General features: G+C 61.5%; 22 protein-coding genes and 1 tRNA gene. 12 read left to right on the forward strand and 11 right to left on the reverse strand.

Annotated features, from left to right (window positions below; translation table 11 throughout):
- Window position 1: 1 nt before the first annotated feature.
- Window positions 2-1,090, reverse strand: a complete 1,089-nt coding sequence (locus H4W29_RS33900; RefSeq protein WP_192733213.1) for a citrate synthase/methylcitrate synthase — start codon at window positions 1,088-1,090, stop codon at window positions 2-4.
- A gap of 84 nt (window positions 1,091-1,174) precedes the next feature.
- On the opposite strand from H4W29_RS33900, the gene H4W29_RS33905 reads away from it, so the two are divergent.
- From H4W29_RS33905 to H4W29_RS33920, 4 genes are all read left to right on the forward strand, one after another.
- Entirely contained in the window at window positions 1,175-2,314 is a 1,140-nt protein-coding gene (locus H4W29_RS33905; protein ID WP_192733214.1) for a citrate synthase, read from the forward strand.
- Between the two features lie 117 nt (window positions 2,315-2,431).
- Window positions 2,432-2,959 (forward strand): FecR domain-containing protein, encoded by a 528-nt coding sequence (locus H4W29_RS33910; RefSeq protein ID WP_192733215.1) that lies wholly within the window; start codon window positions 2,432-2,434, stop codon window positions 2,957-2,959.
- Between the two features lie 8 nt (window positions 2,960-2,967).
- Window positions 2,968-4,830 carry a CHASE2 domain-containing protein gene (locus tag H4W29_RS33915; RefSeq protein WP_192733216.1) on the forward strand — a complete coding sequence of 621 codons (1,863 nt, stop codon included), beginning with the start codon at window positions 2,968-2,970 and terminating at the stop codon, window positions 4,828-4,830.
- Between the two features lie 97 nt (window positions 4,831-4,927).
- On the forward strand, window positions 4,928-6,820 hold the full coding sequence (locus tag H4W29_RS33920) for a DEAD/DEAH box helicase (protein WP_192733217.1): 1,893 nt from the start codon (window positions 4,928-4,930) through the stop codon (window positions 6,818-6,820).
- Window positions 6,821-6,873: 53 nt separating this feature from the next.
- Here H4W29_RS33920 and H4W29_RS33925 read toward each other — a convergent pair whose 3' ends face one another.
- Window positions 6,874-7,656, reverse strand: a complete 783-nt coding sequence (locus H4W29_RS33925) for an alpha/beta fold hydrolase (RefSeq protein WP_192733218.1) — start codon at window positions 7,654-7,656, stop codon at window positions 6,874-6,876.
- Window positions 7,657-7,822: 166 nt separating this feature from the next.
- On the opposite strand from H4W29_RS33925, the gene H4W29_RS33930 reads away from it, so the two are divergent.
- The 3 genes from H4W29_RS33930 (at window position 7,823) to H4W29_RS33940 (ending at window position 10,278) form a co-directional block, all read left to right on the forward strand.
- Complete coding sequence (locus tag H4W29_RS33930) at window positions 7,823-8,485, forward strand: class I SAM-dependent methyltransferase (RefSeq protein ID WP_192733219.1); 663 nt, start codon at window positions 7,823-7,825, stop codon at window positions 8,483-8,485.
- A 102-nt stretch (window positions 8,486-8,587) separates the two neighbouring features.
- A complete protein-coding gene (locus tag H4W29_RS33935) occupies window positions 8,588-9,040 on the forward strand; it encodes a MarR family winged helix-turn-helix transcriptional regulator (protein WP_112968139.1) in 453 nt (150 codons plus the stop codon).
- Window positions 9,037-10,278: a multidrug effflux MFS transporter gene (locus H4W29_RS33940; RefSeq protein ID WP_312872546.1), complete on the forward strand. Its 1,242-nt coding sequence runs from the start codon at window positions 9,037-9,039 to the stop codon at window positions 10,276-10,278. The genes H4W29_RS33935 and H4W29_RS33940 overlap by 4 nt, the downstream gene beginning before the upstream one ends.
- Here the strand turns inward: H4W29_RS33940 and H4W29_RS33945 are convergent.
- Genes H4W29_RS33945 through H4W29_RS33965 form a run of 5 tightly spaced genes read right to left on the reverse strand, consistent with a single transcriptional unit; the run spans window position 10,247 to window position 15,710 of the window.
- Window positions 10,247-11,470, reverse strand: a complete 1,224-nt coding sequence (locus H4W29_RS33945) for a molybdopterin molybdotransferase MoeA (RefSeq protein ID WP_192733220.1) — start codon at window positions 11,468-11,470, stop codon at window positions 10,247-10,249. The genes H4W29_RS33940 and H4W29_RS33945 overlap by 32 nt on opposite strands.
- Window positions 11,467-11,964, reverse strand: coding sequence for a cyclic pyranopterin monophosphate synthase MoaC (gene moaC / locus H4W29_RS33950; RefSeq protein WP_192733221.1), 498 nt, complete (start codon window positions 11,962-11,964; stop codon window positions 11,467-11,469). The genes H4W29_RS33945 and moaC overlap by 4 nt, the downstream gene beginning before the upstream one ends.
- Window position 11,965: 1 nt before the next feature.
- The gene (trpC, locus tag H4W29_RS33955) at window positions 11,966-12,778 is read right to left on the reverse strand and encodes an indole-3-glycerol phosphate synthase TrpC (RefSeq protein WP_192733222.1); all 813 of its coding nucleotides are present in this window, start codon (window positions 12,776-12,778) and stop codon (window positions 11,966-11,968) included.
- A 9-nt stretch (window positions 12,779-12,787) separates the two neighbouring features.
- Window positions 12,788-13,804 (reverse strand): anthranilate phosphoribosyltransferase, encoded by a 1,017-nt coding sequence (trpD, locus tag H4W29_RS33960; protein ID WP_192733223.1) that lies wholly within the window; start codon window positions 13,802-13,804, stop codon window positions 12,788-12,790.
- Between the two features lie 13 nt (window positions 13,805-13,817).
- Window positions 13,818-15,710: a SurA N-terminal domain-containing protein gene (locus H4W29_RS33965; RefSeq protein ID WP_192733224.1), complete on the reverse strand. Its 1,893-nt coding sequence runs from the start codon at window positions 15,708-15,710 to the stop codon at window positions 13,818-13,820.
- Between the two features lie 218 nt (window positions 15,711-15,928).
- On the opposite strand from H4W29_RS33965, the gene H4W29_RS33970 reads away from it, so the two are divergent.
- The gene (locus tag H4W29_RS33970) at window positions 15,929-16,210 is read left to right on the forward strand and encodes a hypothetical protein (protein ID WP_192733225.1); all 282 of its coding nucleotides are present in this window, start codon (window positions 15,929-15,931) and stop codon (window positions 16,208-16,210) included.
- A gap of 65 nt (window positions 16,211-16,275) precedes the next feature.
- Here the strand turns inward: H4W29_RS33970 and H4W29_RS33975 are convergent, their stop codons facing one another.
- The 3 genes from H4W29_RS33975 to H4W29_RS33985 form a co-directional block, all read right to left on the reverse strand.
- The gene (locus H4W29_RS33975) at window positions 16,276-16,530 is read right to left on the reverse strand and encodes a GlsB/YeaQ/YmgE family stress response membrane protein (protein ID WP_192733226.1); all 255 of its coding nucleotides are present in this window, start codon (window positions 16,528-16,530) and stop codon (window positions 16,276-16,278) included.
- 438 nt (window positions 16,531-16,968) lie between these two features.
- A complete protein-coding gene (locus H4W29_RS33980; protein ID WP_192733227.1) occupies window positions 16,969-18,081 on the reverse strand; it encodes an NAD(P)/FAD-dependent oxidoreductase in 1,113 nt (370 codons plus the stop codon).
- Window positions 18,082-18,302: 221 nt separating this feature from the next.
- Window positions 18,303-18,392, reverse strand: a tRNA-Ser gene (locus H4W29_RS33985).
- A 443-nt stretch (window positions 18,393-18,835) separates the two neighbouring features.
- Here H4W29_RS33985 and H4W29_RS33990 point away from each other — a divergent pair.
- From H4W29_RS33990 to H4W29_RS34005, 4 genes are all read left to right on the forward strand, one after another.
- Window positions 18,836-19,936, forward strand: coding sequence for a septal ring lytic transglycosylase RlpA family protein (locus H4W29_RS33990; RefSeq protein ID WP_192733228.1), 1,101 nt, complete (start codon window positions 18,836-18,838; stop codon window positions 19,934-19,936).
- A 70-nt stretch (window positions 19,937-20,006) separates the two neighbouring features.
- Window positions 20,007-21,200, forward strand: a complete 1,194-nt coding sequence (locus tag H4W29_RS33995) for a D-alanyl-D-alanine carboxypeptidase family protein (protein WP_112968130.1) — start codon at window positions 20,007-20,009, stop codon at window positions 21,198-21,200.
- 134 nt (window positions 21,201-21,334) lie between these two features.
- The gene (gene tmk / locus H4W29_RS34000) at window positions 21,335-22,012 is read left to right on the forward strand and encodes a dTMP kinase (protein ID WP_192733229.1); all 678 of its coding nucleotides are present in this window, start codon (window positions 21,335-21,337) and stop codon (window positions 22,010-22,012) included.
- Window positions 22,005-23,030 (forward strand): DNA polymerase III subunit delta', encoded by a 1,026-nt coding sequence (locus H4W29_RS34005; RefSeq protein ID WP_192733230.1) that lies wholly within the window; start codon window positions 22,005-22,007, stop codon window positions 23,028-23,030. The genes tmk and H4W29_RS34005 overlap by 8 nt, the downstream gene beginning before the upstream one ends.
- Window positions 23,031-23,136: 106 nt before the next feature.
- Here the strand turns inward: H4W29_RS34005 and H4W29_RS34010 are convergent, their stop codons facing one another.
- Entirely contained in the window at window positions 23,137-23,925 is a 789-nt protein-coding gene (locus H4W29_RS34010) for a sulfite exporter TauE/SafE family protein (protein WP_192733231.1), read from the reverse strand.
- Between the last annotated feature and the right edge of the window lie 116 nt (window positions 23,926-24,041).

Consider the following 24,041-nt stretch of genomic DNA (forward strand, 5'->3'; position numbering starts at 1 on the left):
GTCATGCCGCTTCCGGCAGCGGTCCCACGTAGACCGAGCGTGGACGGATGAGGCGGCCTTCCAAGGCCTGCTCGCGGGCATGCGCAATCCAGCCGACGGTGCGGCCGATGGCAAAGACACCTGTGAAAGCTTCGCGCGAGAAGCCGAGGCTTTCCAAGAGCAACGCGGTATAGAATTCCACATTCACATCCAGCGACCGGTCCGGCTTGCGTTCCCTTAGAACCGCAAGCGCTGCCTGTTCCACCGCCTCGGCAAGCGCGATTCTGGCGGCATTGACCTGGCCGGCGGCAACAAGTGGCTTCAACGCATTTTTCAGGGCGTCAGCACGTGGGTCGCGCACACGATAGACGCGGTGGCCGAAGCCCATCAGCCGCTCACCGCGATCGAGCGCGGAACGCAGCCAGGGGTCGGCATTGGCCTCGCTTCCAATCCCATCGAGCATATCGAGCACCGGTCCCGGCGCGCCACCATGCAGCGGTCCCTTGAGCGCGCTGATTGCCGCCAGAACAGAGGAGGTGAGGCCGGCGCGGGTGGAGGCAATGACACGCGATGCGAAGGTCGAGGCGTTCAGGCCGTGATCCGAGATCGTCACGAGATAGGTGTCGAGGGCTGCGGTCTGCTCGGCACTCGGCACCGCACCTGAGAGCATGCGCAGGATATCGGTCGACTGTGAGAGGCCCAAATTGGGCTTTACCGGCTTTTCGCCTCGTTGCAGCCGCAGAACCGCCGGCAGGAAGACGGCGGGTGCGGCAAGCAGACGGAGCACGGTATCTATGTCCTCGCCGTCAGGTAGGCGGGCAACAAGAGCACGCATAGCATCGACCGGTGGCAGCTTCAGCAGGCGAGTGTCGGCAGTCTTGACTTCGGCGAAAACTTCCATTCGCGCCTGGCCGAGCCGGCGGCGCAATTCGCTTGCGTCGAGATGCGGCTCGATCAACCCGTCCAGCAGGAGGGCGGCGACATCCTCATAGGTGCTGCTTCCTGCCAGATGATCCAGGGATATGCCGCGGATGATCAGCCGGCCTGCTTCGCCGTCGACATCCGAGAGCTGGGTTTCAGCGGCAATGACATCTTCCAAACCATTTTTCATGGGTCTTTCTCCTTTACCGGAGGAAAGATCGGACCTAGTTTGGTTGACGTCAATCTTGATGTAATTGATCAATATGAGGCTGAGATGACCTGGCTGACAGCCGAGGAAGCGTTGGCGGAACTCGGGACCAAACCGCAGACGCTTTATGCCAATGTCAGCCGGGGCCGTATCCGTGCCAAGGCCGACCCAGCCGACCCACGCCGCAGCCTCTATCAGCAAAGCGACGTCAAACGGCTTGCTGAGCGGCATGCCGGCCGGCGCAAGAGCGAGACGGTCGCCGCCGAGGCGATCAGCTGGGGCGATCCCGTACTGACATCCGCGATCTCAACCATTGCCGCCGGACGATTGCTGTATCGTGGGCAGGATGCGGCGGAGCTTTCAGTGCATGCGACGCTGGAGGAGACTGCGCTGCTCCTTTGGAATGCGGAGAGTTTTGCCTGCGTACCATCACGTACCCCGGAGCCGGCAGCGCCTTCCGTTCACGCTGCACTTCTGGCGCTGGCGGGACGGGTGAGCGCCGATCTGCCGTCGCTCGGACGTGCGCGCCCCGCCCTGCAGATGGAAGCATGCAGCGTGCTTTCCACCGTTGCCGATGCACTGGCGCCCGGCCTGGCGGACCATTCCCTGCATCACCGTCTTGCCGCATGCTGGCGCAGGCCGGAGGCTGCCGATTGCCTGCGTCGGGCGCTTGTCATGCTCGCCGATCATGAGCTGAATGCCTCGACCTTCGCTGTCCGTGTCACGGTTTCGACAGGGGCCGCACTTTCTGCCGCCGTGCTCTCGGGTCTTTCGACACTGACTGGCCCGCTGCATGGCTCGGCGTGGCGGAGTATCGATGCCCTTGTCGAAGCCGCATCCAGCATCGGGGCAGAGCACGCGATCCGCCACCAGCTGCTGCGGGGAAGCAGGCCTGTGGCCTTCGGGCATCCGCTTTATCCTGACGGCGATGTGCGGGCGCGCGTTCTGCTCTCGTCTTTCGACATGCCTCCGGTCTTTCGCGATGTGCAGCGGGCCGGCGAAGAGATGGTGGGCGACCCAGTCAACGCCGATTTCGCGCTTGCCGCCATGACGGCGGCCTTCGATCTGCCGGAGGAGGCGCCGATCATCATCTTCGCACTGGCGCGCACGGCCGGCTGGCTGGCGCATGCGATGGAACAGATTGAAAGCGGCCATCTTATCCGCCCCCGCGCCCGCTACATCGGGCCGTTACCGGGCGAATCCTGAATGTTTCCGAATGGCTTGCGCAGCTTCCGATTTTTGCATAGGGAAACCGGCGAATTCAGCTAGTATGGGCCGGCCGGTATCTTCGAAGATGTACCGGCGGGTCATGAGAGGCGGATCATGAAAGCCATTCCAGCAATCTCCCTCAGCCTGTTTTCCGCTGTCCTGACCATCGGGCCCCTGCCTCAGGGAGCAGCCTATGCCCAGTCCGCGAGCTGCGCGGTTTCGCGGGCGGCGAACGGCAACCAGATCTTCCGCTGCCCTGGCGGCGTCAATATCACTGCCGAACGCGGAGCATCCTTCGCACTCATCGATCGCAATCGCGACGGCAGCCCGGATTCGCTGTCGTTGCGCAGCAAGGCTGCCCTTGTCGACGTGGACAGCAGCCAGCATCGCGGCGGTTTCCAGGTGGTGACGCCGCAGGCGATCGCGGCCGTCCGCGGCACCCAATGGGCCGTCGATGTCAAAGGCGGCACGACCTCCGTACTGGTCACCCGCGGCCGCGTCGGCGTACGCCGTCCGGCAGGGGCAGCCGTCGTGCTTGGACCGGGCGAGGGTGTGGACGTGACGCGCGGAACGGCTGCACTCACCGTTCGCACCTGGCCTGCGCCACGCGTCGCAGCTCTTCTTTCACGCCTCGGTCAATAAGCGGTCTCATGAACCACCGGCTTCCGACAGTGATCGCACTGCTGCTCGCCGGTCTGTGGGGCGCGGCCCTCGGCTATTTGCATCTGCAGCAGCAGTCGAACTCCGGCCTCATCGAGCGTGTGGAAGCCACGCTTGTCGATCTGCGCAGCATGATCGTCGGTGTCCGGTCTCCACCCGATATCGTTTCCATTGTCGCGATCGATGACCGCACCGCCGCAGCGCATGGCTATCCGCTCAAGCGGGAGACGCTTGCACAGCTCGTCACATCCATCGGAGCGTTGAAACCAAAGGCCCTGGCTCTCGATATACTGCTCGTCGATCCCGGCACGGAGGAGGGGGATGCGGCACTTGCAATGGCGATCAAAGCGGCGCCCAGCATCATCGCCGGTGCCGCGACCTTCCCTCAAAGTCTCCAATCAGTGACGACCAATGCCGAGGATCCGTTTGCAACGGTCCCCGAGGCACAGCAGCTTCTGCTGCCTCAGCCGCGCTTCGCGGAGGCTGCGCCGCTCGGCATCGTCAATGTCGCGACGGACCAGAGCGGCGTACCGCGTTTCATCCCGCTGTTTTCTCGCGCCGCCGACCGTCTGGACGCAGCCTTTCCGCTGCGAGCAGCCTCGATTGCGCTCGGGGCCGAACCCTTGATCGAAAACCACGGCATCCGGCTCGGTGCTCACCGCATTCCAACGGATACAGGCCAGCGCCTGCCGCTGACTTTCTATGGTCCCGCGGGCAGCATCAGCACCTTCAGCGCGGCCGATGCGCTCGATGGAAAGCTGCCGGCGGATGCCATTACCGGCAAGGTGGTGGTGATCGGCGCAACGGTCACCGGCGGCGGCGATGTCTTTCCCACGCCGTTCGATCCCATCCTGCCGGGTGTCGAGGTCATGTCGACCGCAATCACCCATCTGATCGCGGGCGATGGCATGGTGCGCGACAGCAGGACACGGCAGGCGGATGCCGGCATTGCGACGGCTTTGCCTGTTCTCCTGGTCGCGCTGGTCGCCTGGCGCCGCGGCGCTCTCGGCTTCGTCATCATCTGCCTTACGGTCATTGCCTGGGCGATGCTCAACCTTGCTGCTTTCGCGAACGGTTACTGGCTGAGTGCTGCATTGCCGATTGCGGCTGCACTCCCGCCTGCGATCATTTTCGGCGCCGCAGAACTCTGGCGGGACCGCCGCCGTGCGCGGCACTTTGCCGATCAATCCGAGCGCCTGCAGCGCATCGAAGCGCCGGGCCTCGGGGAGTGGCTGGCGCGCGACCCGGCGTTCCTGGCCGAGCCTGTGCGGCAGAATGCTTCCGTCGTCTTCATCGATCTCTCGGGCTTCACCGGCCTCAGCGAAGCGGTCGGACCGGCCATGGTGCGCGAGATCCTCAGCGGCTTCTTTGAACTGATCGATGAGGAAGTACGGCTTCTCGGCGGCGCGATCACCAGCTTCATGGGCGACGGCGCCATGATCCTCTTCGGATTGCCGGCACCGGCGGCGGACGATGCGGCGCGAGCCGCAGCCTGCGCCATACGGCTTGCCGATCGCACGCGCCTCTTCCTCGCAGGCCATCCGGAGCTCCGCCGCAGGAAGATAGGCTTCAAGCTCGGCGCCCATTGCGGCCCGATCGTCGCTTCGCGCCTTGGTACCGGCGACCGGCAGCAAATCACCGCGACGGGCGATACCGTGAATGTCGCGCAGCGGCTGATGGAAGTGGCGGCAAGCCGCGGCGCGGAGCTTGCATTCAGCGCCAGCCTGCTCGAGGCTGCTGGCCCCGATGCCGTTCCGTTGCAAACGGGGCGGTTGGCCGGACCGTTCGAGACGAAGCTTCGCGGCCGCTCTGGCGGCATCGCCATCTACACATGGCGCGGCGAGACACTTTGACATTCGCAGCCGGAGCGGGTAGGAACGGCCCAACTCTTCGGCCGGACGATCCGGCTACGGCGCGTTACGCGCCTGACAGCTCCGAAAGATCGAACACATGACTGACTATAACGGCGTCTCTCCGGCGATCGCCAAGGCGTTGCAGAAGCGCGGCTATACCGAGCTCACCCCCGTCCAGAAGGCGATGCTCGATCCGGCGCTCGCGGAATCGGACGCTCTCGTTTCCGCCCAGACCGGCTCGGGCAAGACGGTGGCATTCGGGCTGGCGCTTGCGCCGACGCTGCTTGAAGATGCCGAGCGTTTTGCGCCGGCTGCCGCACCCCTTGCTCTCGTGATTGCGCCGACGCGCGAACTGGCGCTGCAGGTCAAGCGTGAGCTGGAATGGCTTTACGAAATGGCAGGTGCCGTGATCGTCAGTTGCGTCGGCGGCATGGATATCCGCAGCGAGCGCCGTGCACTGGAACGCGGTGCGCATATCGTCGTCGGCACGCCGGGACGCCTTTGCGACCACATCCGCCGCCATGCGCTCGACATGAGCGAACTCAAGGCTGCCGTGCTGGATGAGGCGGACGAGATGCTCGATCTCGGCTTCCGCGAAGATCTGGAATTCATCCTGGAAGCGGCGCCCGATCAGCGCCGTACCCTGATGTTCTCGGCAACGGTTCCGGCTGCGATCGCCAAGCTCGCCAAGAGCTATCAGCGCGATGCCGTGCGCATCAGCACGCAGGCGGAAGAGAAGCAGCATATCGACATCGATTATCGCGCGCTCGTCGTTTCGCCAAGCGACCGTGAAAACGCTATCATCAACGTGCTGCGCTATTACGAGGCGCGCAATGCGATCGTCTTCTGTTCGACGCGTGCGGCCGTCAATCACCTGACGGCACGGTTCCACAACCGCAATTTCAATGTCGTGGCACTGTCCGGCGAGTTGACCCAGAACGAACGCAGCCATGCGCTGCAGGCCATGCGCGACGGACGCGCGCGCGTCTGTATCGCAACCGATGTCGCCGCACGCGGCATCGACCTGCCGGGTCTCGATCTCGTCGTGCATGCCGATCTGCCAACTAATCCGGAAACGCTGCTGCATCGTAGCGGCCGTACCGGCCGTGCGGGACGTAAGGGCGTCAGCGCGCTCATCGTGCCACTGAATGTTCGCCGCAAGGCCGAGCGGCTGCTGGAAAATGCCGGTATCAACGCCACCTGGGCACGTCCGCCGTCCGTCGAAGAAGTGACGGCGCGTGACGATGAGCGGCTGCTCGCCGATCCGATCTTTGCCGACAAGCCGCAGGATGAAGAACAGGATCTAGTGCAGAAGCTGATCGCCAGCCATGGCGCCGAGACGCTTGCCGCCGCTTTCGTGCGTCTCTATCGCGCCAACCAGTCTGCGCCTGAGGATCTGATCGAGGTTTCGGTGCAGGACGACCGCGCCCGCAAACGCCGCGACAACGGCGAGGCACGCGAATTTGCTCCGGCGCAGAAAGGACCGCGCGACGACTTCGGTCCGAGCGTCTGGTTCTCAGTCTCCGTTGGCCGCAAGCAGAATGCCGAGCCGCGCTGGCTGATCCCGATGCTTTGCCGCAACGGCAACCTTACCAAGCGTGAGATCGGCGCGATCAAGATGCAGCCCGACGAAACCTTTGTGGAAATTGCTGCTGATAGCGCCGACGGTTTTCTCGGCGCGCTCGGCCCGAACAAGACGATGGAACGCGGTATCCGCGTGGTCAGGCTGAACGGCATGCCTGATTTCAGCAAACCGGCTGCCAAACCCTTTGCCAAGAAGCCGTTCGAAGATCGTGGCGATGATCGTTTCCGCGGCGACAAGCCGAAGGGCAAGTTCGGCAAGGACAGGCCCGCCAGCGCCGAGCGTCAGGACGACAAGCCCTGGACGAAGAAAGGCCCGAAGCCGAAATTCGAGGGCGGCAAAGGCAAGTTCGATGGCCCTAAGTTTGATGGTGGCAAAGGCAAGTTCGGCAAGAAAAAGGACCGCTAAGGCAGTCGCCGGCCGCACTGGTAAGGCGATACGGCCGGCATGCTGCAAAGGTCTCAGATATGTTCGCTCTGGCCGGCTGCTGCGAGGATGAGATCGGCGACGGCGCGTGGCTGCGAGATCAGGGAAACGTGGCTGGCGTCGAGTTCCACAGTCGTCGCATTCATGCGCTTTGCCATGAAGCGTTCGAGATCGGGATTGATGGTGCGGTCGTTCTTCGAAACGGCGTACCATGACGGCTTGGAACGCCAGGCGGCAACCGTCGTCTTGGCAGTGAACAGCGTATCGGAAATGCGGCCCTGCACGGCATAGAGCGCCTTGGCGCGGGCAACCGGCAGATCGCCGGCGAAGTCCCTCACGAAAGCTTCCTCGCTCAACTGAGCATAACCGCCATTGTGAACAAGGCCGGCACTGGCTGGTGGCGTCGGATATTGCTTGGCGAGCGCGGTATAATCCTCGCCGGCATCAGGCGCGCGGGCGGCGATGTAGACGAGTGCCGTGACCTTCGGATCGACACCGGCTTCGGTAACGAGCATGCCGGAATAGGAATGGCCGACAAGCACGGTCGGACCATCCATCAGCGCCAGGATGCGCTTTGTGGCTTCGACATCATCGGCAAAAGAGGTGAGGGGGTTCTGAACGGCCATGACGTTCAGGCCGGCGGCCTGCAGATGGGGGATGACATCCAGCCAGCAGGATGCATCGGCATAAGCGCCATGGACGAGAACAACATTCTTTGCCTTGGTGACGGTGGCGGCCCGGCTGGCAGCCGGAAGCATGCTGAGTGCGGCCCCTGCAACGAGAGCGGCCGAAAATGAGCGTCTGGTGATCGGTTGCATAACGGAGTTCCTCCAGCTTTGGGAAATCGGGGCGATGACCTCGGGGATCGCGGGGGGAAATTACGCCGAGGCGCGGGCTTCCATAACTATACAAAGGTCCAGCGAGGTATTATGCCGCCAGGGAGGGCCTGAAGGCCTGTCGCAGCGAGGGGGCAATCGATAGCAGATGAGACCGGCGTCCGCAGATGATCGTCTCGACCTGACGGCCTTCATCAAGGCGAACCTGCCGCTTGCGGAAGTGCCTTCCATACCTGAGGTTAAGCTGCATACGGCGACACCGAGGAGCGGCCTCTATCGGCTTGCAATGGCTGACGATTCCGATCTGATGCCGCCCTACTGGGCCTATCCCTGGGCAGGTGGCGCCGTGCTTGCGCGCTACCTCTTCGAACATCCCGAAACGGTTGCCGGCAAACGCATCGTCGATCTCGGCACAGGCTCCGGTCTCGTCGCCATTGCGGCAATGAAATGCGGTGCATCACATGCTCTGGCCGTTGATATAGATGACAAGGCGATTGCTGCCACAGTGCTGAACGCTGCGGCGAATGGTGTCATGATCCAGACGCAACTCGGCGACATCGTAGGAGATGCCCCGCCTGTCGCCGACATAATCCTGGCCGGCGATATCTTCTATGACGAGGCGTTGGCGGAGCGTGTCCTGCCTTTTCTCGAACGCTGCCGCATGGCCGGTCTCGATGTGCTCGTCGGCGATCCCGGGAGGGCGCCCCTTCCTACGAACTCACTGCTGCGGCTTGCAAACTATGCGGTGCCGGATTTTGGCGGAGCCCAGAGCCACTCGACCGCCGACAGCGCTGTTTTCCGACTGAAGTGAACCGAGAAAAGTCCATCGCTTGAAACGACGCACCAATCACACACTTTCGTCTTGCGCCACAATAGATGACATGTCATTTATTGCTATCCCATCGATATTGACATGACCGACGACAAGATCACAACCTCATTCGGGAGCCTCATCTCCCAGACCGCTCGCTACTGGCGGCGCGTCGCCAATCTGCGTTTGCAGCCTTTCGGGCTGACGGAAGCGACATGGCTGCCGCTGCTGCGCATCGCCCGCTCGCCGACGCCGATGCACCAGAAGGAACTGGCCGCCTCGCTCTCACTCGACAATTCCTCGGTCGTACGCCTGATCGATAATCTGGAGAAGGCGGGACTGGTTGAGCGGCGAGAAGGCGAAGACAGACGTGCAAAGGAAATCCTGCTCACGGAGGAGGGCAGGAGGACCGTGGAGGCGGTCGAACGCGTGGCACAGGGCATCCGCGAGGAAGCGCTTGCTCTTCTGCCGCGTGAGGACATCGAAACCACGTGGCGCGTGCTCGATCACATCAGCGACGTGCTTGCCCGGCAGCTCGAGGAGCCAGAACAGTGAATTCGCATCCCGGCCCGATGACGGAAGCGCGACCACTTGGCGCAAAGCGTCACATACCGATCTGGCTGCTCGGGCTCATCACCTTCAGTGGTACGCTGGCCATGCATATTTTCGTGCCTGCGCTTCCGGCAGCGGCCACAGATCTCGGCGCGTCGATCGGCGAGATGCAGCTGACCGTCAGCCTCTACATTTTCGGCCTTGCTGTCGGTCAGCTGGTCTATGGTCCGCTTTCGGATCGCTACGGACGCCGACCGGTGCTGATGAGCGGGCTTGTGCTCTATACGTTCGCCGGCGTTGCGGCGCTTGTCTCGCCCGGCGTGCATGCGTTGATCGCGGCTAGGCTCTTCCAGGCCTTCGGCGGTTGTGCCGGTCTCGTCATTGCCCGCACCATCGTGCGCGACACGTCCAGTCCCGATGAAACGGCCAAGCGGCTTGCGATCATGAACCTGATGGTCACGGTCGGGCCGGGGCTTGCGCCGATCGTCGGCGGAGCGCTTGCTTCGACGCTCGGCTGGCGTTCGATCTTCGTGGCGCTCTGCGTGCTCGGTATCGTCAACCTGCTGCTGACATGGCGCAAGGTGCCGGAAACCGGCACTCGCAATACCGGGACCTCCATGAAGTCACTGAGCCGTGACTATCTGGGACTGCTCGCGTCGCGCTCCTTCGTCGGTTATGCCATTGGCGGCGGTTGTGCGACGACCTCCATGTATGCCTTCACGGCGTCAGCCCCGTTCATCGTCATTAACGAGCTTGGCCGACCGGCAACGGAGGTAGGCATTTGTCTTGCGCTGCTCATCTTCGGCTACTGGATCGGCAGCATGATCGCCACGCGGCTGATCGGCCGGTTTGCGATGAAGCGACTGATGGTGATTTCCAATCTCGTCAGCATTGCTGCCGCACTCGTCTTCTTCGGCCTTGCCGTGACCCATCATCTGACGCTGCTACCGATGATGGCTGCGATCATGGTCTATACGATCGGTGCCGGCGTGGCTTCGCCCAATGCGCTGACGCTCGCTGTCAGCGTCAATCCGAAAGTCACCGGCTCGGCTTCCGGCCTCTACGGCTCGACGCAGATGGCCGTCGGCGCCGTCTGCAGTGCGCTTTCGGGCATAGGCGGTGACCCCGGACTTGCGGCCGCAACCGTCATCCTCGGCGCAAGCGTGCTGGCACAGCTCTGTTTCTGGCTTGCGATCGCTTCGGGAAATGTCAGGCGAGGAGATCTGGCCGCAGAAACATGACCGGGCAGTTGGCTCCCGCCGGCAGTTCCGGCGCATGCGGCGGGCGAATGATGAGGCAGTCCGAATGGGCGAAGGTCTTCATCATCGATGAATCCTGCTTATCGAAGGGTTCGACAAGCCAGCCGCCGGCGGCGGATTTCGAGAGCTTCGCGCGCACATAATCCTGACGGTGATCATTGGCGCGCAACGTGACGGCGGCCTCCACCATCGTCTCGCGCGGGACTGATGGCAGCGAGCCAAGCTTACGGATCAGCGGCTCCAGAAAGAGCAGCGAGCAGACGAGGCTCGAGACGGGATTGCCGGGCAGGCCGAGCACATGGGTCTTTCCGAAACTGCCAACCATCAGCGGCTTGCCGGGGCGCATGGCGATACGCCAGAAATCGAGCTGCATGCCGGCTTCGATCAATGTCGCCTGCATCAGATCATGATCGCCAACCGAAGCGCCGCCGAGGGTGACGATCACATCGACTTTCGCATTGCGCGCCTTGTCGATCGCCTTCGTGATCTTTGCCTTGTCATCAGGCACGATGCCGAGATCGAGCACGTCGGCACCGGCGCGGCGAGCAAGGGCTGCGACGCCAAAGGTGTTGGAGGCGATGATCTGCGAGGGACCGGGCGTGCTTCCGGGCGGCAGAAGTTCGTCGCCGGTCGCAAGAATGGCGATGAGGGGACGGCGCAACACCTCGACATCGGGCCGGTTCATGCCGGCTGCGACCGTCAGCCGCGAGAAATCGAGGACCGTACCGGCGGCCAACACCACTTCGCCTTCGGTGAAATCCTGACCGCGCGGGCGAACATGCTGGTTCTGCCGCACGGGGAAATTGGTTCTGAGACCACCTTCGATCTTTTCCGCATCCTCCTGCAACAACACGCTATCGGCACCCGACGGTACGGGTGCGCCGGTGAAAATGCGGACAGCCTCGCCCGGGCCAACGCTACCTTCGAAGCCGTGGCCGGCAGACGATGTGCCGATGACCTTCAGAACGGCGCCCGGCTCCGGTGCATCCTCACGGCGCAACGCATAGCCATCCATGGCGGAGGAGTTAAACGGCGGCTGGGTTAGGCCGGCCGTGAGATCAATGGCGAGGACGCGACCTTCAGCCTCGGCGAGCGGCAGCGTTTCGGACGCCGTGACGGGCGCGGCGCTGGACAGCAGGCGGCTTAAGGCCTCGGAAACCGGCAGAAGGCTCATCTTGCCTCCGGATGGCGGAAATCGCCGGATTTGCCGCCGGATTTTTCAAGCAGCCTGACGCCGCCGATTTCCATTGCCTTGTCGGCGGCCTTGGCCATGTCATAGATCGTCAGGCACGCGACGGAGACGGCAGTCAGCGCTTCCATCTCCACACCGGTCTTGCCGGTGAGCTTGGCAGTGGCCGTGACCCGCAGGCCGGGCAGGCCGGCATCTTCCTCGATCTCGACAGTGACCTTTGTCAGCATAAGCGGATGGCAGAGCGGAATGAGGTCGGCCGTGCGCTTGGCGGCCATGATGCCGGCAAGGCGAGCGGTACCGATGACATCGCCCTTCTTGGCATTGCCTTGACGAATGAGCGAAAGCGTCTCCGGCGCCATTTTCACATGACCCTCGGCAGTAGCGATGCGCACGGTCTCGGCCTTGTCGGAGACATCGACCATATGTGCCTCGCCAGAGGCATCGATATGGGTGAGGCCTGGCTTTTCGCCGCTCATGTCATTCGGCCGCGATTGCGGCTTCGCCTGTCAGCAGCGCGCGTGTGGCAGCCGCCACGTCATCCTTGCGCATCAGGCTTTCGCCGACGAGGAAGGTATTGATGCTGACGGCCTGCAAACGCTTGCAATCGTCATGGGTGAAGATGCCGCTTTCGCCGACCAGAAGACGATCGTCAGGGACCATGGCAGCCAGCGTCTCGCTGACGGCGAGGCTGACTTCGAATGTGCGCAGGTTGCGGTTGTTGATGCCGACGAGCGGCGAAGACAGCTTGAGCGCACGTTCCATTTCCGGCGCATCGTGGACCTCGACAAGCACATCCATGCCAAGCGAGAAGGCTTCATCCTGCAGGCGCTCGGCATCGTCATCGCTGAGCGAGGCCATGATGAGCAGGATGCAGTCGGCACCCCAGGCGCGGGCTTCATGGACCTGATAGGTCTCGAACATGAAATCCTTGCGCAGCGCGGGCAGGGCGCAGGCGGCACGTGCTGCTGTCAAGAACTCCGGTGCGCCCTGGAAGCTCGGCGTATCGGTCAGCACGGAAAGGCAGGCAGCACCGCCGGCTTCGTAAGCCTTGGCGAGAACGGGCGGATCGAAATCCGGACGGATGAGGCCCTTGGAGGGGCTTGCCTTCTTGATCTCGGCGATCAGGCCGAACTCTCCGGCATCGCGCTTGGCAACGAGCGCCTTGTGGAAGCCGCGCGGCGCGGACTGGCCGGCCTGCATGGCCTTGAGATCAGCAAGCGAGATCTTTGCCATGGCGGCAGCGATTTCCTCGCGCTTATAGGCTTCGATCTTCTTCAGGATATCGGTCATGAGACGATCCTAGTCGATATCGTTGGATACGGCGATCAGTTTGTCTAGCGCAGATGCTGTGGCGCCGCTATCGAGCGATTCCGTTGCAAGCGTCATGCCGTCACGAATCGTCTCTGCCTTGCCCGCGATGACGAGCGAGGCGGCGGCATTGGCGAGCGCAATATCGCGATAGGCGTTCTTGGCGCCGCCGAGCACCTCGCGCAGCGCTGCGGCATTGACGGTGCCGTCGCCGCCCTTGATCTCGGCGAGCACGCGAGGCGCCACACCGAAATCGGCCGGAGAAAGCTCGAAGGTGCGGATCTTGCCGTTTTCTAGGGCCGCTACGCTGGTCGTGCCGGTCGTGGTGATTTCATCGAGGCCGTCGCCATGGACGACCCAGACGCTCTCGGCGCCGAGGTCGCGCATGACCTCGGCAAGCGGTACGACCCATTGCGGGGCGAAGACGCCGAGAAGCTGGCGCTTGACGCCGGCCGGATTAGAGAGGGGACCAAGCAGGTTGAAGATCGTACGCGTGCCAAGTTCGACGCGAGTCGGGCCGACATGGCGCATGGCCGAATGATGCTGCTGTGCGAACATGAAGCCGACACCGGCCTCGGCGATGCAGCGGGAAATCATCTCGGGGGTAACCTCGAGATTGACGCCAAGCGCGGCAAGGCTGTCGGCGGCGCCCGATTTCGAGCTCAGCGCGCGATTGCCGTGCTTGGCAACCGGGACACCGGCGCCGGCAACGATGAGCGCCGCCAGCGTCGAGATATTATAGGTGCCGCTGGCGTCACCGCCCGTGCCCACGATATCGATCGCGTCGGCAGGGGCGACGACCCGCAGCATCTTCGATCGCATCGTGGTGACGGCGCCGACGATCTCGTCGACCGTCTCACCGCGAACGCGGAGCGCCATCAGGAAGCCGCCGATCTGCGAAGGCGTTGCCTGGCCGGACATGAGAATATCGAAGGCCTGGCGGGCCTCGTCACGGGTCAGGGGCTCGCGGCTTGCTGCCTTTGCCAGAAGCGGCTTCAGATCGGTCATGCGTCGCTTCCCCCTAGCGGACGGTCGCCTGTTCGGCGAGTTTCTGGTTAACCTGTGCGCCGTACTGGCTCTGCAGCAGGTTCACCATCTGATCGAGAATGTCATCACCGGCCTGGTTTGCGATAGCAGTGATCTGCTGGTCGCGGTTGTTCAAGGCATCGGTCGTCGGTTCGTCGTTGACCTCGGTCACTTTCAGCAGGATCTGCGTGCTCGGGTCAGCGCCGACGGCTGCTGCGACGGTATCGACAGGGCCGGAGAAGGCGGCGTTGATGCCGGCGCGACCGAGAACGGGATCGTCGGTCGAGCGGGTAAAGCCGCTCTTGCTTTCGACGGCGATGCCGAGCGGGGTGGCGATATCGGCAAGCGAGGTGCCCTTCTGCGCCTCGGCCTTCAGCTCGTCGGCCTTCTTGGCGAGCTCGACCTTCTGTTGTTCTGCGGTCCAGTCCTGAACCGCCTTGTCACGCACTTCGGCAAGCGGACGCTCACGCTCCGGCATGATGTCGCGGACATCGAACCAGACATAGCCGTCATTGCCGACGGAAATGGCGACCGCATCGGCGCCGACATCGGTCTTGAAAGCTTCCGGCAGAAGCTGCTGTTGAGCCGGAATGTCCTTGACCGGATTACCGTCTTTGTCTGCACCCGTCATGTCGACGGCGTCGATGACGACGGTCTTCAGCTTGAGCTGGTTGGCGATCTCTTCCAGAGACGTACCGCCGGCCCGCATATCTTCGATACGGTCGTGAACATTGATGACTTCCTGCGAAGCATTGGCGACCGAAAGCTGCTTGCGGAGCTCCTCCTTGACCTCGTCGAAGCTCTTCGTGGTCTCCGGCTTGATATTGGTCACGCGCAGGATCACAGGACCGAAAGTACCGTCGACGACAGGCGTGGTGCCGCCATCCGCCTTCACCGCGAAGGCGGCGTCAGCAACAGCCTGATCGGGAACCTTGTCCTTGGTGAATTCGCCGAGCAGCACGTCGCCCGCAGTCTTGCCCTGATCGGTGACGAGCTGGTCGAAGCTCGTGCCGCTCTTCAGCGCGGTTTCGGCCGCGTTGGCGAGATCCTTGCTGGCGAAAGTCAGCTGTTCCAGCGTGCGGCTTTCCGGCGTCGTGTAGGTCGCCTTGGCCTTGTCGAAGGCTTCCTTGATCTGGTCGTCGGTAACGGTTGTCGGATCGGCAATATCGTCGGGCTGAAGCTTCAGATAGGCGATCTTGCGGTATTCCGGCGCGCGGTAGCGCTGCTTGGCGTCTTCGAACCACTTGGAGAGCACATCGTCGGCCGGCGCCTTGATCGGCTCGATATTGGCGTTGGTGAGCAGCAGGTAGTCGACGCTGCGGCTCTCATTGCCGTAGAGTTTCAGCGCGTTGACGAGCGTTGCAGGCGCCTGGAAACCGTTGGCAACGGCTTCGATGATCTGGCTGCGGACAGCTTGCTTGCTGCGATCCTTGATATAGTCGTCTTCGCGAATGCCGGCATTGCGCAGACGAGAGGTGAAGAGCGAGCGGTCAAACTGGCCGTTGACTGCCTTGAAAGCCGGATCATCACCGATCAGCTGGGCGAGGCGGTCCTCGGAAAGGCCGAGGCCCATCTCATCGGCAAGCTGATCGAGCGAGGCACCGGCAACGAGCTGGGCGAGGACCTGCTGTTCAACGCCGAAAGCGCGGGCCTGCTCCGGCGTCAGACGCACGCCGTATTGCTGGCCGAGCTGGGCGACCTGGCGCTGATAGGCAAGGCGGAATTCATTGACGTCCACATGCTGGTCGCCGACGGTGACCACCGTCGTGCTGTTGCCGCCGCTTATCAGCTCACGCGACACGCCCCAGATGCCGAAGGAGGCAACGAGCAGGAGCAGGAGCAGCTTGGCAACCCAGGTCTGAGCAGCTCTTCTCAGAAGATGGAACATGGAAACGCAAACCTCGCATTATCATTGGCCCGGAAGGGCAGACATTCGTCGTTCCATAAAACAAAGCTGCGAGGAAATGAAGGCTTGTCGCATGAAAAGCTTGCGGGAGTTGCACACGCTCCCGCTAACCCGCTGTGAGCGACAAAAGATGCGTGATTTGCGGAACCTTTACAGTCTTCATTTCGTTGAAGCGGCATTCCATCAAACAGGAGCAGACCATGGCCGAATTGAAAACCGCTTCCGCCGAATCCACCGCTGCGCGCGTCAAGGCCGAAGTAGCCGCCGAAGATCTGTCCGCGCAGGTTGCTGCGTTGCGCGAGGATCTGGCCCGCCTCTCGGAGAGCGTGATCGCGCTGGGGCAGGGCGCAAAGACCGCAGTGACCGACGAAGCCGCCATCATGACCGAGCGTGTCCGCGACAAGGTGCGTGAAGAGCCGCTGACCGCAATCGCCATCACGGCAGGCGTCGCCTATCTCTTCGGTCTCCTCAGCCGTCGATAGACGAAAAAAGCCGGACGCATGACGTCCGGCCTTTAATCTTTTCTGGCAATCTTTCCCGTGTCAGGTCAGCGGCGGATGAGGCGTCCGATCGCAATCAGGATGCACGCGCCAACAAAGCCCGTGATCAGGTATCCGAGCCAGCCGCTGAGTGGCTGGATGCTGAGGATACCGAGAATCCAGTTGGCGACGATCGCGCCTATGATGCCGAGCAATATGTTCATGAACACGCCCATATTGCTGTGCATGAACTTCTCCGCCAGCCATCCGGCGAAACCGCCGATAATGATGGCTGCAATCCAACCTACACCTTCGTTTTCCATGACAATCTCCCTCCTGGGTAAAACGTGGGATAGAACGCGCGCAATCGAAAAAAGTTCCGGTATGGCAGCGGCTTAGCGCCGTCAGGGATGAAGTAATGTAACCGGCGCGGAAAAGGCATGAGCCGCGATCTGAAACATCAGTCCTGAAAAGGCCAGTGCGGCAAAACCGGCCGGCATCAGCAAGCTCTTCTTGAACATCAAATCCTCCCTTTATTGGGAGCAAGCATAGTTCATCGCCTCAACTGCGCAAGCCGCTTATTAATAAGTAGTTAAGTGCGAAATTTAAGTAAAATTGTCACGACTCAACATGCGATACACCTAATATTAAATCACCCGGAACCGGAGCTTTCTCAATTTGCATTATCAAAGAAGAGACTTGGTCGATACGACCTCTACGGCTCTCGCCTCAATGAAAGCCGGCAGACGACAGGAAGTTATCTATTCGGTAAGTCGCGCCACCCTCTGCCCGATGGCGAGCGAAGCAGTCAGGCCGGGACTCTCAATTCCGTAGAGCGCCACATAGGCGGGGTGACCGGTTTGCTCCGGCCCTTGAATCACGAAGTCACCACCACCGCCCGCGGCCGGGCCGGCGATCTTCGGGCGGATGCCTGAATAGGCGGGCTGCAGCGCGCCATCCACCAGGTTGGGCCAATAGCGGCGGATTGCGGAATAGAACTTGTCCGCACGGCTTGGATCGACGTCGTAGTCAATCGTCTCGGTCCACTCGACATCAGGACCGAAGCGCGCCTGGCCAGCAAGGTCGAGTGTCAGATGCACCCCGAGACCACCGGGTTCGGGGACCGGGTAGATCAGCTGCGTTGCGGGTGCGCGGCCGGTCAGGGCGAAATAACATCCCTTGGCGTAGTGCCGCGGCGGGATGGTGCTGGCGTCCAGGCCGGACAGGCTTTCTGACAAGGCCCAGGCATTCAGGCCAGCGGCATTGACCACAAGGCGTGCTTCGATCTCTACCGGATCGCGGCCGCCGACTGCGAGGCGAACCTTGTCCGCAGTGAACTCACCGTCGATGACGGGAGAATTGCAGATAACGGCTCCGCCATTGGCCTCTATATCCGTGATGTAGGCTTGCATGAGGCTATGGCTGTCGATAATGCCGGTTGACGGCGAGACAAGTGCTGCACAGCCCCTGATTTGTGGTTGCCTGAGAGCAAGCTCCGCAGCATCGATCAGATAGCAGTCTTCGACGCCATTGGCGGCAGCCTGCCTCGACAGCTTTTCAAGATATCCAACGTCCTCCTCACTCGCAGCGACAACGAGTTTGCCGCAGTCCCTGTGGGGAATATTTCGTTCCCGGCAATAGTCGTAAAGCCGGTGTTTTCCGGCAACGCAGAGCCCAGCCTTCAAGCTGCCGGTGGCATAGTAGAGCCCGGCATGGATGACCTCGCTGTTGCGGGCGGATGTGATGCTGCCGGTTATCGGTTCCGCCTCGAGAAGAACCACGTCGCGGCCGGATATTGCAAGTTCGCGCGCGACCGCGAGCCCCACGACCCCTCCGCCCACGACGACGCAGTCGAGGTCCAGTACCTCCGCCATGCAATTCCCCTCTCATCCTCCAACTGCGCCGTTGAACTCGTCGTTTTGGGAGCCCGGACAACGCAATCCAGCTTTCAGATATCGTTCGGGCGAACCTATCCCAAAATCAAGAGGATAATGAAATATGATTGGATGCGCTTAGCCTAGGTCATGTTCGTCGAAACCAAGCGACGAGCATCTCGGCTACAGAAGGAAAAATAATTAATAGCTTCAATAATTTATGGCGGAAGAGGTGGGATTCGAACCCACGGTACGGTTTCCCGCACGCCGGTTTTCAAGACCGGTTCCTTAAACCACTCGGACACTCTTCCATCCAGTTGATCCGGCTCGTCTCTGCTGGCAGGCCCTCATTTTTGACGAGGACTCCTTCCGCCGATGGCCAAATCGCGGTTCGGCTGGCTTTATAGCGGTTCGGACTTCAGCGTCAATGCGCTCTGACAGCTCGGACGAATAAACTGCTATAATGTGTCCTGCTGCGGGGCAGGACCATCGTGGTTGCCAAAAGGTACTGTCACGATCCGAAACGGTCCAACATGCGGAAATACATCCGTGATTTCATTCCCGCACAGATTAAAATCAACCAAATATTAACCATAGTCATTAGAATTCTCGCTATCGCCTCGAAATCGTTCGCAAATTCGCCACGATATCCACAAGATTAAAGTCTCGTTAGGCAGGCAGGGAATAAGGCAGCTCCAACTCATTCACGAGTGAGTTCCTTAACCATAAAACGGTCTTGAGTGGCGTGGGGCATATGAAACTGAATTACGGGGCGGCGTCTTTCGCAACGGCGGCACGGTGGCTGGCATTGTCCGCCATGTGCGCAACAGTGGCGGCTTGCGGTACGACGCAGGCGGTTCCCAAGAAGAAATCCCACGGTAAGGAATATTTCTCCGAGAGCGAATATGGCGTCAAAGCCAGCCCACGCGTTGCCAACGGCAACAATATTCCGAAGGGCGGCGGCCGCTACATGGTGGGCGATCCCTATGTGGTGAAGGGCAAGATGTATTACCCCAAGGAGGACTACTCCTATAACAAGGTGGGCATCGCTTCTTGGTATGGGTCGGCTTTCCACGGCCGCTTGACCGCGAATGGCGAAGTCTACGACCAGATGCACCTTTCCGCCGCGCATCCGACCTTCCCGCTGCCGAGCTATGCGCGTGTGACCAATACGGAGAACGGCTCGTCGGTCATCGTGCGTGTCAACGACCGCGGTCCGTACCATGAAGGCCGCATCATCGACCTTTCCAACAAGACGGCGTCCATGCTCGACCTGCAGCACAGCGGCACGGGCAATGTTCGCGTACAATATGTCGGGAGAGCGCCGCTCGACGGCCACGACATGCCCTATCTGATGGCATCCTATGTTCCGAAGGGCAGCCGTATTCCGGGTATCTATCCGGGCGGGGGTCAGATCGCGACCGGCGTGATGGTTGCCTCCAACAGCAAGAAGATCACCGGCGACCAGTTGCAGAGCCTCGGCGGCTATTCCGACCCTTCGCCTGACAGCGTACCGGTGCCATTCTCGTCCGCTGCTTATGCGGGCAACTCGCCGAGTGCCAAATACAATGCGGCGCCGGCAGGCGGCCATTTCCTGCAGCCACCCCCGACTTTCTCGAATGAGGCGCAGGCGATGGAACAGGGTGTGATCCTGCCGGAAATCGGACCCATTCCCTTTGAACGTCCGAACGGCTGGTCGAAGGGCGCGTCGCTCGCGATGAACTATCAGAAAGCGATCACCGTGAAGGTTCCGCTCGCTTTCGATGCCGTGATGGTGCGCAATGACGGGCTGACGCAGGAATCCATTCTCGCCTCCTTCAAGCGCCAGAATGGCGGCAGCGCAAAGGCGCGATAAAGTGTAATTGCATCGGCTTCCGGCACGCTTTACCCTCCTGAATCAACCCGCACGATCAATGGGAATTGCGATGTTGAAGCCATTGCTTCGCCTTCTTGCATGCCTGCTTTTGCCTGCTTCTGCTGCCGTTGCGGCAGAGGGAACCGAGGCCGGTTTCGTCACCAAGGCCGCGCAGGCCTATATGATCGAGGCGTCGACCGGCACGGTGCTTCTCGCCAAGAACGAGAACCAGGTTTTCGCACCCGCCGCGCTTGCGAAGCTGATGACGATGGATCTCGTTTTCGATGCCGTCAGCAAAGGCCAGATCTCACTCGATACCGAATATCCCGTCTCCGAATATGCCTGGCGCACGGGCGGTGCGCCTTCGCGTGCCGCCACGATGTTTGCGGCGCTGAAATCGAGGGTTCGCGTCGAGGATCTGATCAAGGGTGTAGCCATCCAGGGTGCCAATGATGGCTGCATCATCCTTGCCGAGGGCATGGGCGGCAGCGAAGACCAGTTTGCGGCATCGATGACGCGTCGCGCACGCGATCTCGGCATGGACAAGGCCGTCTTCGGCAATTCAACCGGAATCCCGGATGGCAAGAGCAAGGTGACGGCCAGGGAACTGGTGACGCTCGCCACCAATCTGCAAACATCCTATCCCAATCTCTATTCCTATTTCGCCCAGCCTGATTTCGAGTGGAACAAGATCTTCCAGCGCAACCGCAATCCACTGCTGGGTATGGATCTCGGAGCGGACGGTCTCGCGACCGGCTTCACGGAAGGCGAGGGCTATTCGATCGTCGCCTCCGTGCAGCGCAACGGACGGCGGCTCTTCGTAGCGCTTGCCGGCATCGCCTCCGACAAGGAGCGCACGGAAGAAGCCAAGCGCGTGCTGGAATGGGGGCTGACAGCCTTCGAGAGCCGTCAGGTCTTTGCAGACACGGAAGTCATCGGAGCGGCAAGTGTCTATGGCGGCACGGCGCGCACAGTTGATCTCGTCGCCAAGGCGCCGGTCAGCGTTTACATTCCGATCAACAATCCGGATCGGCTTGCTGCCCGCATCGTCTATCACTGGCCACTGATGGCGCCAGTCAAGGCGGATACGGAAGTCGGCACGCTGCGGATCGTTTCTGGCAACAGGATGCTGCGAGAAGTGCCGCTCTATACGGTGCAATCCGTGGAGGTGGGCTCGCTCAGCAGCCGTGCGATCGACGCGCTGCTCGAGCTTGGCGAATCGCTGTTCTTCTCCTGGCTATGGGACAAGTCCGAGCAGAGCTGACGCTTCTTTTCGGGCGCAGATAGCCGTAATTTGCCGGGGAAGGCGAATATGTCGCCGCGGCAAAAGGTTTCGCTGCGCACTATCTTCGGATAGATAGAGAAAGAGCACGGCGCTCAGAATGCGGGAAAGTATCATTGTCGTCCGGTACAGGATTGTTCGTTACGTTTGAAGGCGGAGAGGGGGCTGGGAAGTCCACGCAGATCCGCCGTCTTGCCGAGGCCCTGAAAGCCGAAGGCCATGACGTGCTGTTGACCCGGGAGCCCGGGGGCTCGCCGGGCGCCGAAGCAGTGCGACATGTGCTGCTTTCGGGTGCTGCGGAAGCTTTCGGCACCCGCATGGAGGCGATCCTCTTTGCCGCCGCCCGCAACGATCACGTGGAAGAGATCATCCGCCCGGCGCTCTACAAGGGCAGGATCGTGCTCTGCGACCGCTTCATGGATTCCTCGCGCGTCTATCAGGGCATTACCGGCAACCTGGAGCCGGAATTCATCGAGACGCTGCAGCGCGTCGCCATCAACGGCGTGATGCCTGACTGTACGCTGATCCTCGATATTCCGGCCAAGCTGGGGCTGGAACGCGTTATCAAGCGAAATGCTGACGGCCCTGACCGATTCGAGAAGGAAACGCTCGAAACGCACGAAAAACGCCGCGAAGCCTATCTCGATATCGCCGCGCGCGAGCCGGAGCGCTGCCATGTCGTCAACGCCACGCAGCCGGAAGAAGCGATTGCAGCGGAGATCCTCACCATCGTCAGGCAGTTGCTGAAACCATCGGCCGAAGCGCGGATGCCGGAAGCGGCGCATCATGAGTGAGGAGAGGCCCGGACTGCTCGACGGCGCCATATGGCCGGCCGAGAACACGAAGCTCTTTGGCCATGAAGAGGCCGAGGATTTCCTGGCGCAGTTCTACCGCTCCGGCAAAGGACATCATGCAATCCTGATCGAGGGGCCGGAGGGGATCGGCAAGGCGACTTTGGCCTTCCGCTTTGCCAATCACGTTCTGTCGCATCCCGATCCGGCAAGCGCACCGGAGCGAATTGCCGATCCAGATCCGGCCTCTGCCGTGAGCCGGCAGATCGCCTCCGGCGCCTCGCACAATCTCCTGCATCTTTCCCGTCCGGTCGACGAGAAGACCGGCAAGGTCAAATCAGCGATTACCGTTGACGAAGTACGCCGGGCTGGCAAGTTCTTCTCCCAGACGTCGGGCACCGGCAACTGGCGCATCGTCATCATCGATCCCGCCGACGACATGAACCGGAATGCGGCAAACGCGATCCTGAAGATCCTTGAGGAACCGCCGAAGCGGGCGATGTTCCTCGTTCTGTCGCATGCGCCGGGAAAGCTGCTGCCGACGATCCGGTCGCGCTGCCTGCCGCTGAAGCTTGCCCCCCTTGACGATGGTGCGCTTGTTTCGGCACTTGCCCATCTCGGCGTCGAGGGGGAGGGGCAGGCACTGCTTTCTGCAGCAAAGGGCAGTGTCGGTGAGGCGCTGAAACTGCTGAACTATGGCGGCGGCGAGATCATTCAGGCCTATAACGATGTTCTGTCCTCCGAGGGGCCGGCGGCACGCAAGGCCATGCACCGGCTTGCGGATGCGCTTTCGGGCAGGGAAGCCGATACGATCTTCGATTTCTTCGTCAGCCATGTGGGCGATGACGTTATGAACCGCGCGCGCCTTGCTGCGGGTGAGGGGCAGATTGCGGCGGCCGAACGTTTGGCGCGGCTTTATTCCGAAATCACCGAGAAGCTGACCGTCTCCGACGCATACAATCTCGACCGCAAGCAGACGATCATGGAAGTGCTTTCCGAGATCAAGCAGCCGCGCGTGTAGAAAGTCCTTAGTGCGTCCATTCGGACACACTAAGGACTTTCTATCTCTTTATTTTCACGCAATTCCGGACGCAAAACCGCTGCACACTTTGCTGGAATTGCCCTAATCAGCTGGCCAGCAATTTCCAGGCAACGACGGCGAGCGTGACTGCCAGTACGATGCGGATAGTGCGCTCGTGCAGTTTCGGCGCGAGCAGGCTGCCGACAATGATTCCGGGAATGGAACCGACCAGCAGGGCAAACAGCATCGCCCAGTCGATTTCGCCGATGAACCAGTATCCCATGCCGCCGATCAGGGTGAGCGGCACCGCATGGACGATATCCGAGCCGACGATCTCGCGCACGTCGAGGCGGGGGTAGAGGATGAGCAGTATCGTCACACCCAAGGCGCCGGCGCCGACCGAGGTCAAGGTGACGAGCACGCCGAGCACAAGGCCCAGACCAACGGTGAAAAATGCGATAGTCGCCGGTTTCGGCGGCATACGCTCGCCGATGGCGCGGCGAGCAAATTCGAGGATCTGGCTGCGGAAAACCAGCATGATTGCAGTCATGACCAGAAGCCAGCCGAGCGCGGTGGTGATGGTACTCGTGACGCCAATGCTTTTGCGATCGACGCCAGCCATCAGCCAGAGCATCGAAAGTGCCGCAGGGACACTGCCGGCCGCAAGACTGCCGACGATCTTCCAGTTGACGCGGCCATGCATGCCGTGAACAGCCGTGCCGGCCGTTTTGGTGATTGCTGCGTAGAGAAGATCGGTTCCGACGGCTGTCGCCGGATGGACACCGAAAAGGAGCACGAGCAGGGGCGTCATCAGCGAACCGCCACCGACGCCGGTGATGCCGACAAGCGCTCCCACCATGAGACCAGACAGAGAATAGAGAGGCTCGAACGTCAAATACGCGCCTCCGAGGGCGCGCGGCCGTGACTATTCCAATCGATGAAAAATGGCACTTTGCTTCCGTCCCGCCCTCTTGCGACAGAAGGGGTAGATTGCGCCAGAACACGAGTCAA

It is taken from the genome of Rhizobium viscosum, from assembly GCF_014873945.1.
Classification (GTDB): Bacteria; Pseudomonadota; Alphaproteobacteria; order Rhizobiales; family Rhizobiaceae; genus Rhizobium; species Rhizobium viscosum.

Bases quoted from the DNA above. Each gene is read 5' to 3' on its own strand.
- H4W29_RS33900 (WP_192733213.1), bottom strand. From the start codon at position 1,090: ATGAAAAATGGTTTGGAAGATGTCATTGCCGCTGAAACCCAGCTCTCG.
- H4W29_RS33905 (WP_192733214.1), top strand. From the start codon at position 1,175: ATGACCTGGCTGACAGCCGAGGAAGCGTTGGCGGAACTCGGGACCAAA.
- H4W29_RS33910 (WP_192733215.1), top strand. From the start codon at position 2,432: ATGAAAGCCATTCCAGCAATCTCCCTCAGCCTGTTTTCCGCTGTCCTG.
- H4W29_RS33915 (WP_192733216.1), top strand. From the start codon at position 2,968: ATGAACCACCGGCTTCCGACAGTGATCGCACTGCTGCTCGCCGGTCTG.
- H4W29_RS33920 (WP_192733217.1), top strand. From the start codon at position 4,928: ATGACTGACTATAACGGCGTCTCTCCGGCGATCGCCAAGGCGTTGCAG.
- H4W29_RS33925 (WP_192733218.1), bottom strand. From the start codon at position 7,656: ATGCAACCGATCACCAGACGCTCATTTTCGGCCGCTCTCGTTGCAGGG.
- H4W29_RS33930 (WP_192733219.1), top strand. From the start codon at position 7,823: ATGAGACCGGCGTCCGCAGATGATCGTCTCGACCTGACGGCCTTCATC.
- H4W29_RS33935 (WP_112968139.1), top strand. From the start codon at position 8,588: ATGACCGACGACAAGATCACAACCTCATTCGGGAGCCTCATCTCCCAG.
- H4W29_RS33945 (WP_192733220.1), bottom strand. From the start codon at position 11,470: ATGAGCCTTCTGCCGGTTTCCGAGGCCTTAAGCCGCCTGCTGTCCAGC.
- moaC (WP_192733221.1), bottom strand. From the start codon at position 11,964: ATGAGCGGCGAAAAGCCAGGCCTCACCCATATCGATGCCTCTGGCGAG.
- trpC (WP_192733222.1), bottom strand. From the start codon at position 12,778: ATGACCGATATCCTGAAGAAGATCGAAGCCTATAAGCGCGAGGAAATC.
- trpD (WP_192733223.1), bottom strand. From the start codon at position 13,804: ATGACCGATCTGAAGCCGCTTCTGGCAAAGGCAGCAAGCCGCGAGCCC.
- H4W29_RS33965 (WP_192733224.1), bottom strand. From the start codon at position 15,710: ATGTTCCATCTTCTGAGAAGAGCTGCTCAGACCTGGGTTGCCAAGCTG.
- H4W29_RS33970 (WP_192733225.1), top strand. From the start codon at position 15,929: ATGGCCGAATTGAAAACCGCTTCCGCCGAATCCACCGCTGCGCGCGTC.
- H4W29_RS33975 (WP_192733226.1), bottom strand. From the start codon at position 16,530: ATGGAAAACGAAGGTGTAGGTTGGATTGCAGCCATCATTATCGGCGGT.
- H4W29_RS33980 (WP_192733227.1), bottom strand. From the start codon at position 18,081: ATGGCGGAGGTACTGGACCTCGACTGCGTCGTCGTGGGCGGAGGGGTC.
- H4W29_RS33990 (WP_192733228.1), top strand. From the start codon at position 18,836: ATGAAACTGAATTACGGGGCGGCGTCTTTCGCAACGGCGGCACGGTGG.
- H4W29_RS33995 (WP_112968130.1), top strand. From the start codon at position 20,007: ATGTTGAAGCCATTGCTTCGCCTTCTTGCATGCCTGCTTTTGCCTGCT.
- H4W29_RS34005 (WP_192733230.1), top strand. From the start codon at position 22,005: ATGAGTGAGGAGAGGCCCGGACTGCTCGACGGCGCCATATGGCCGGCC.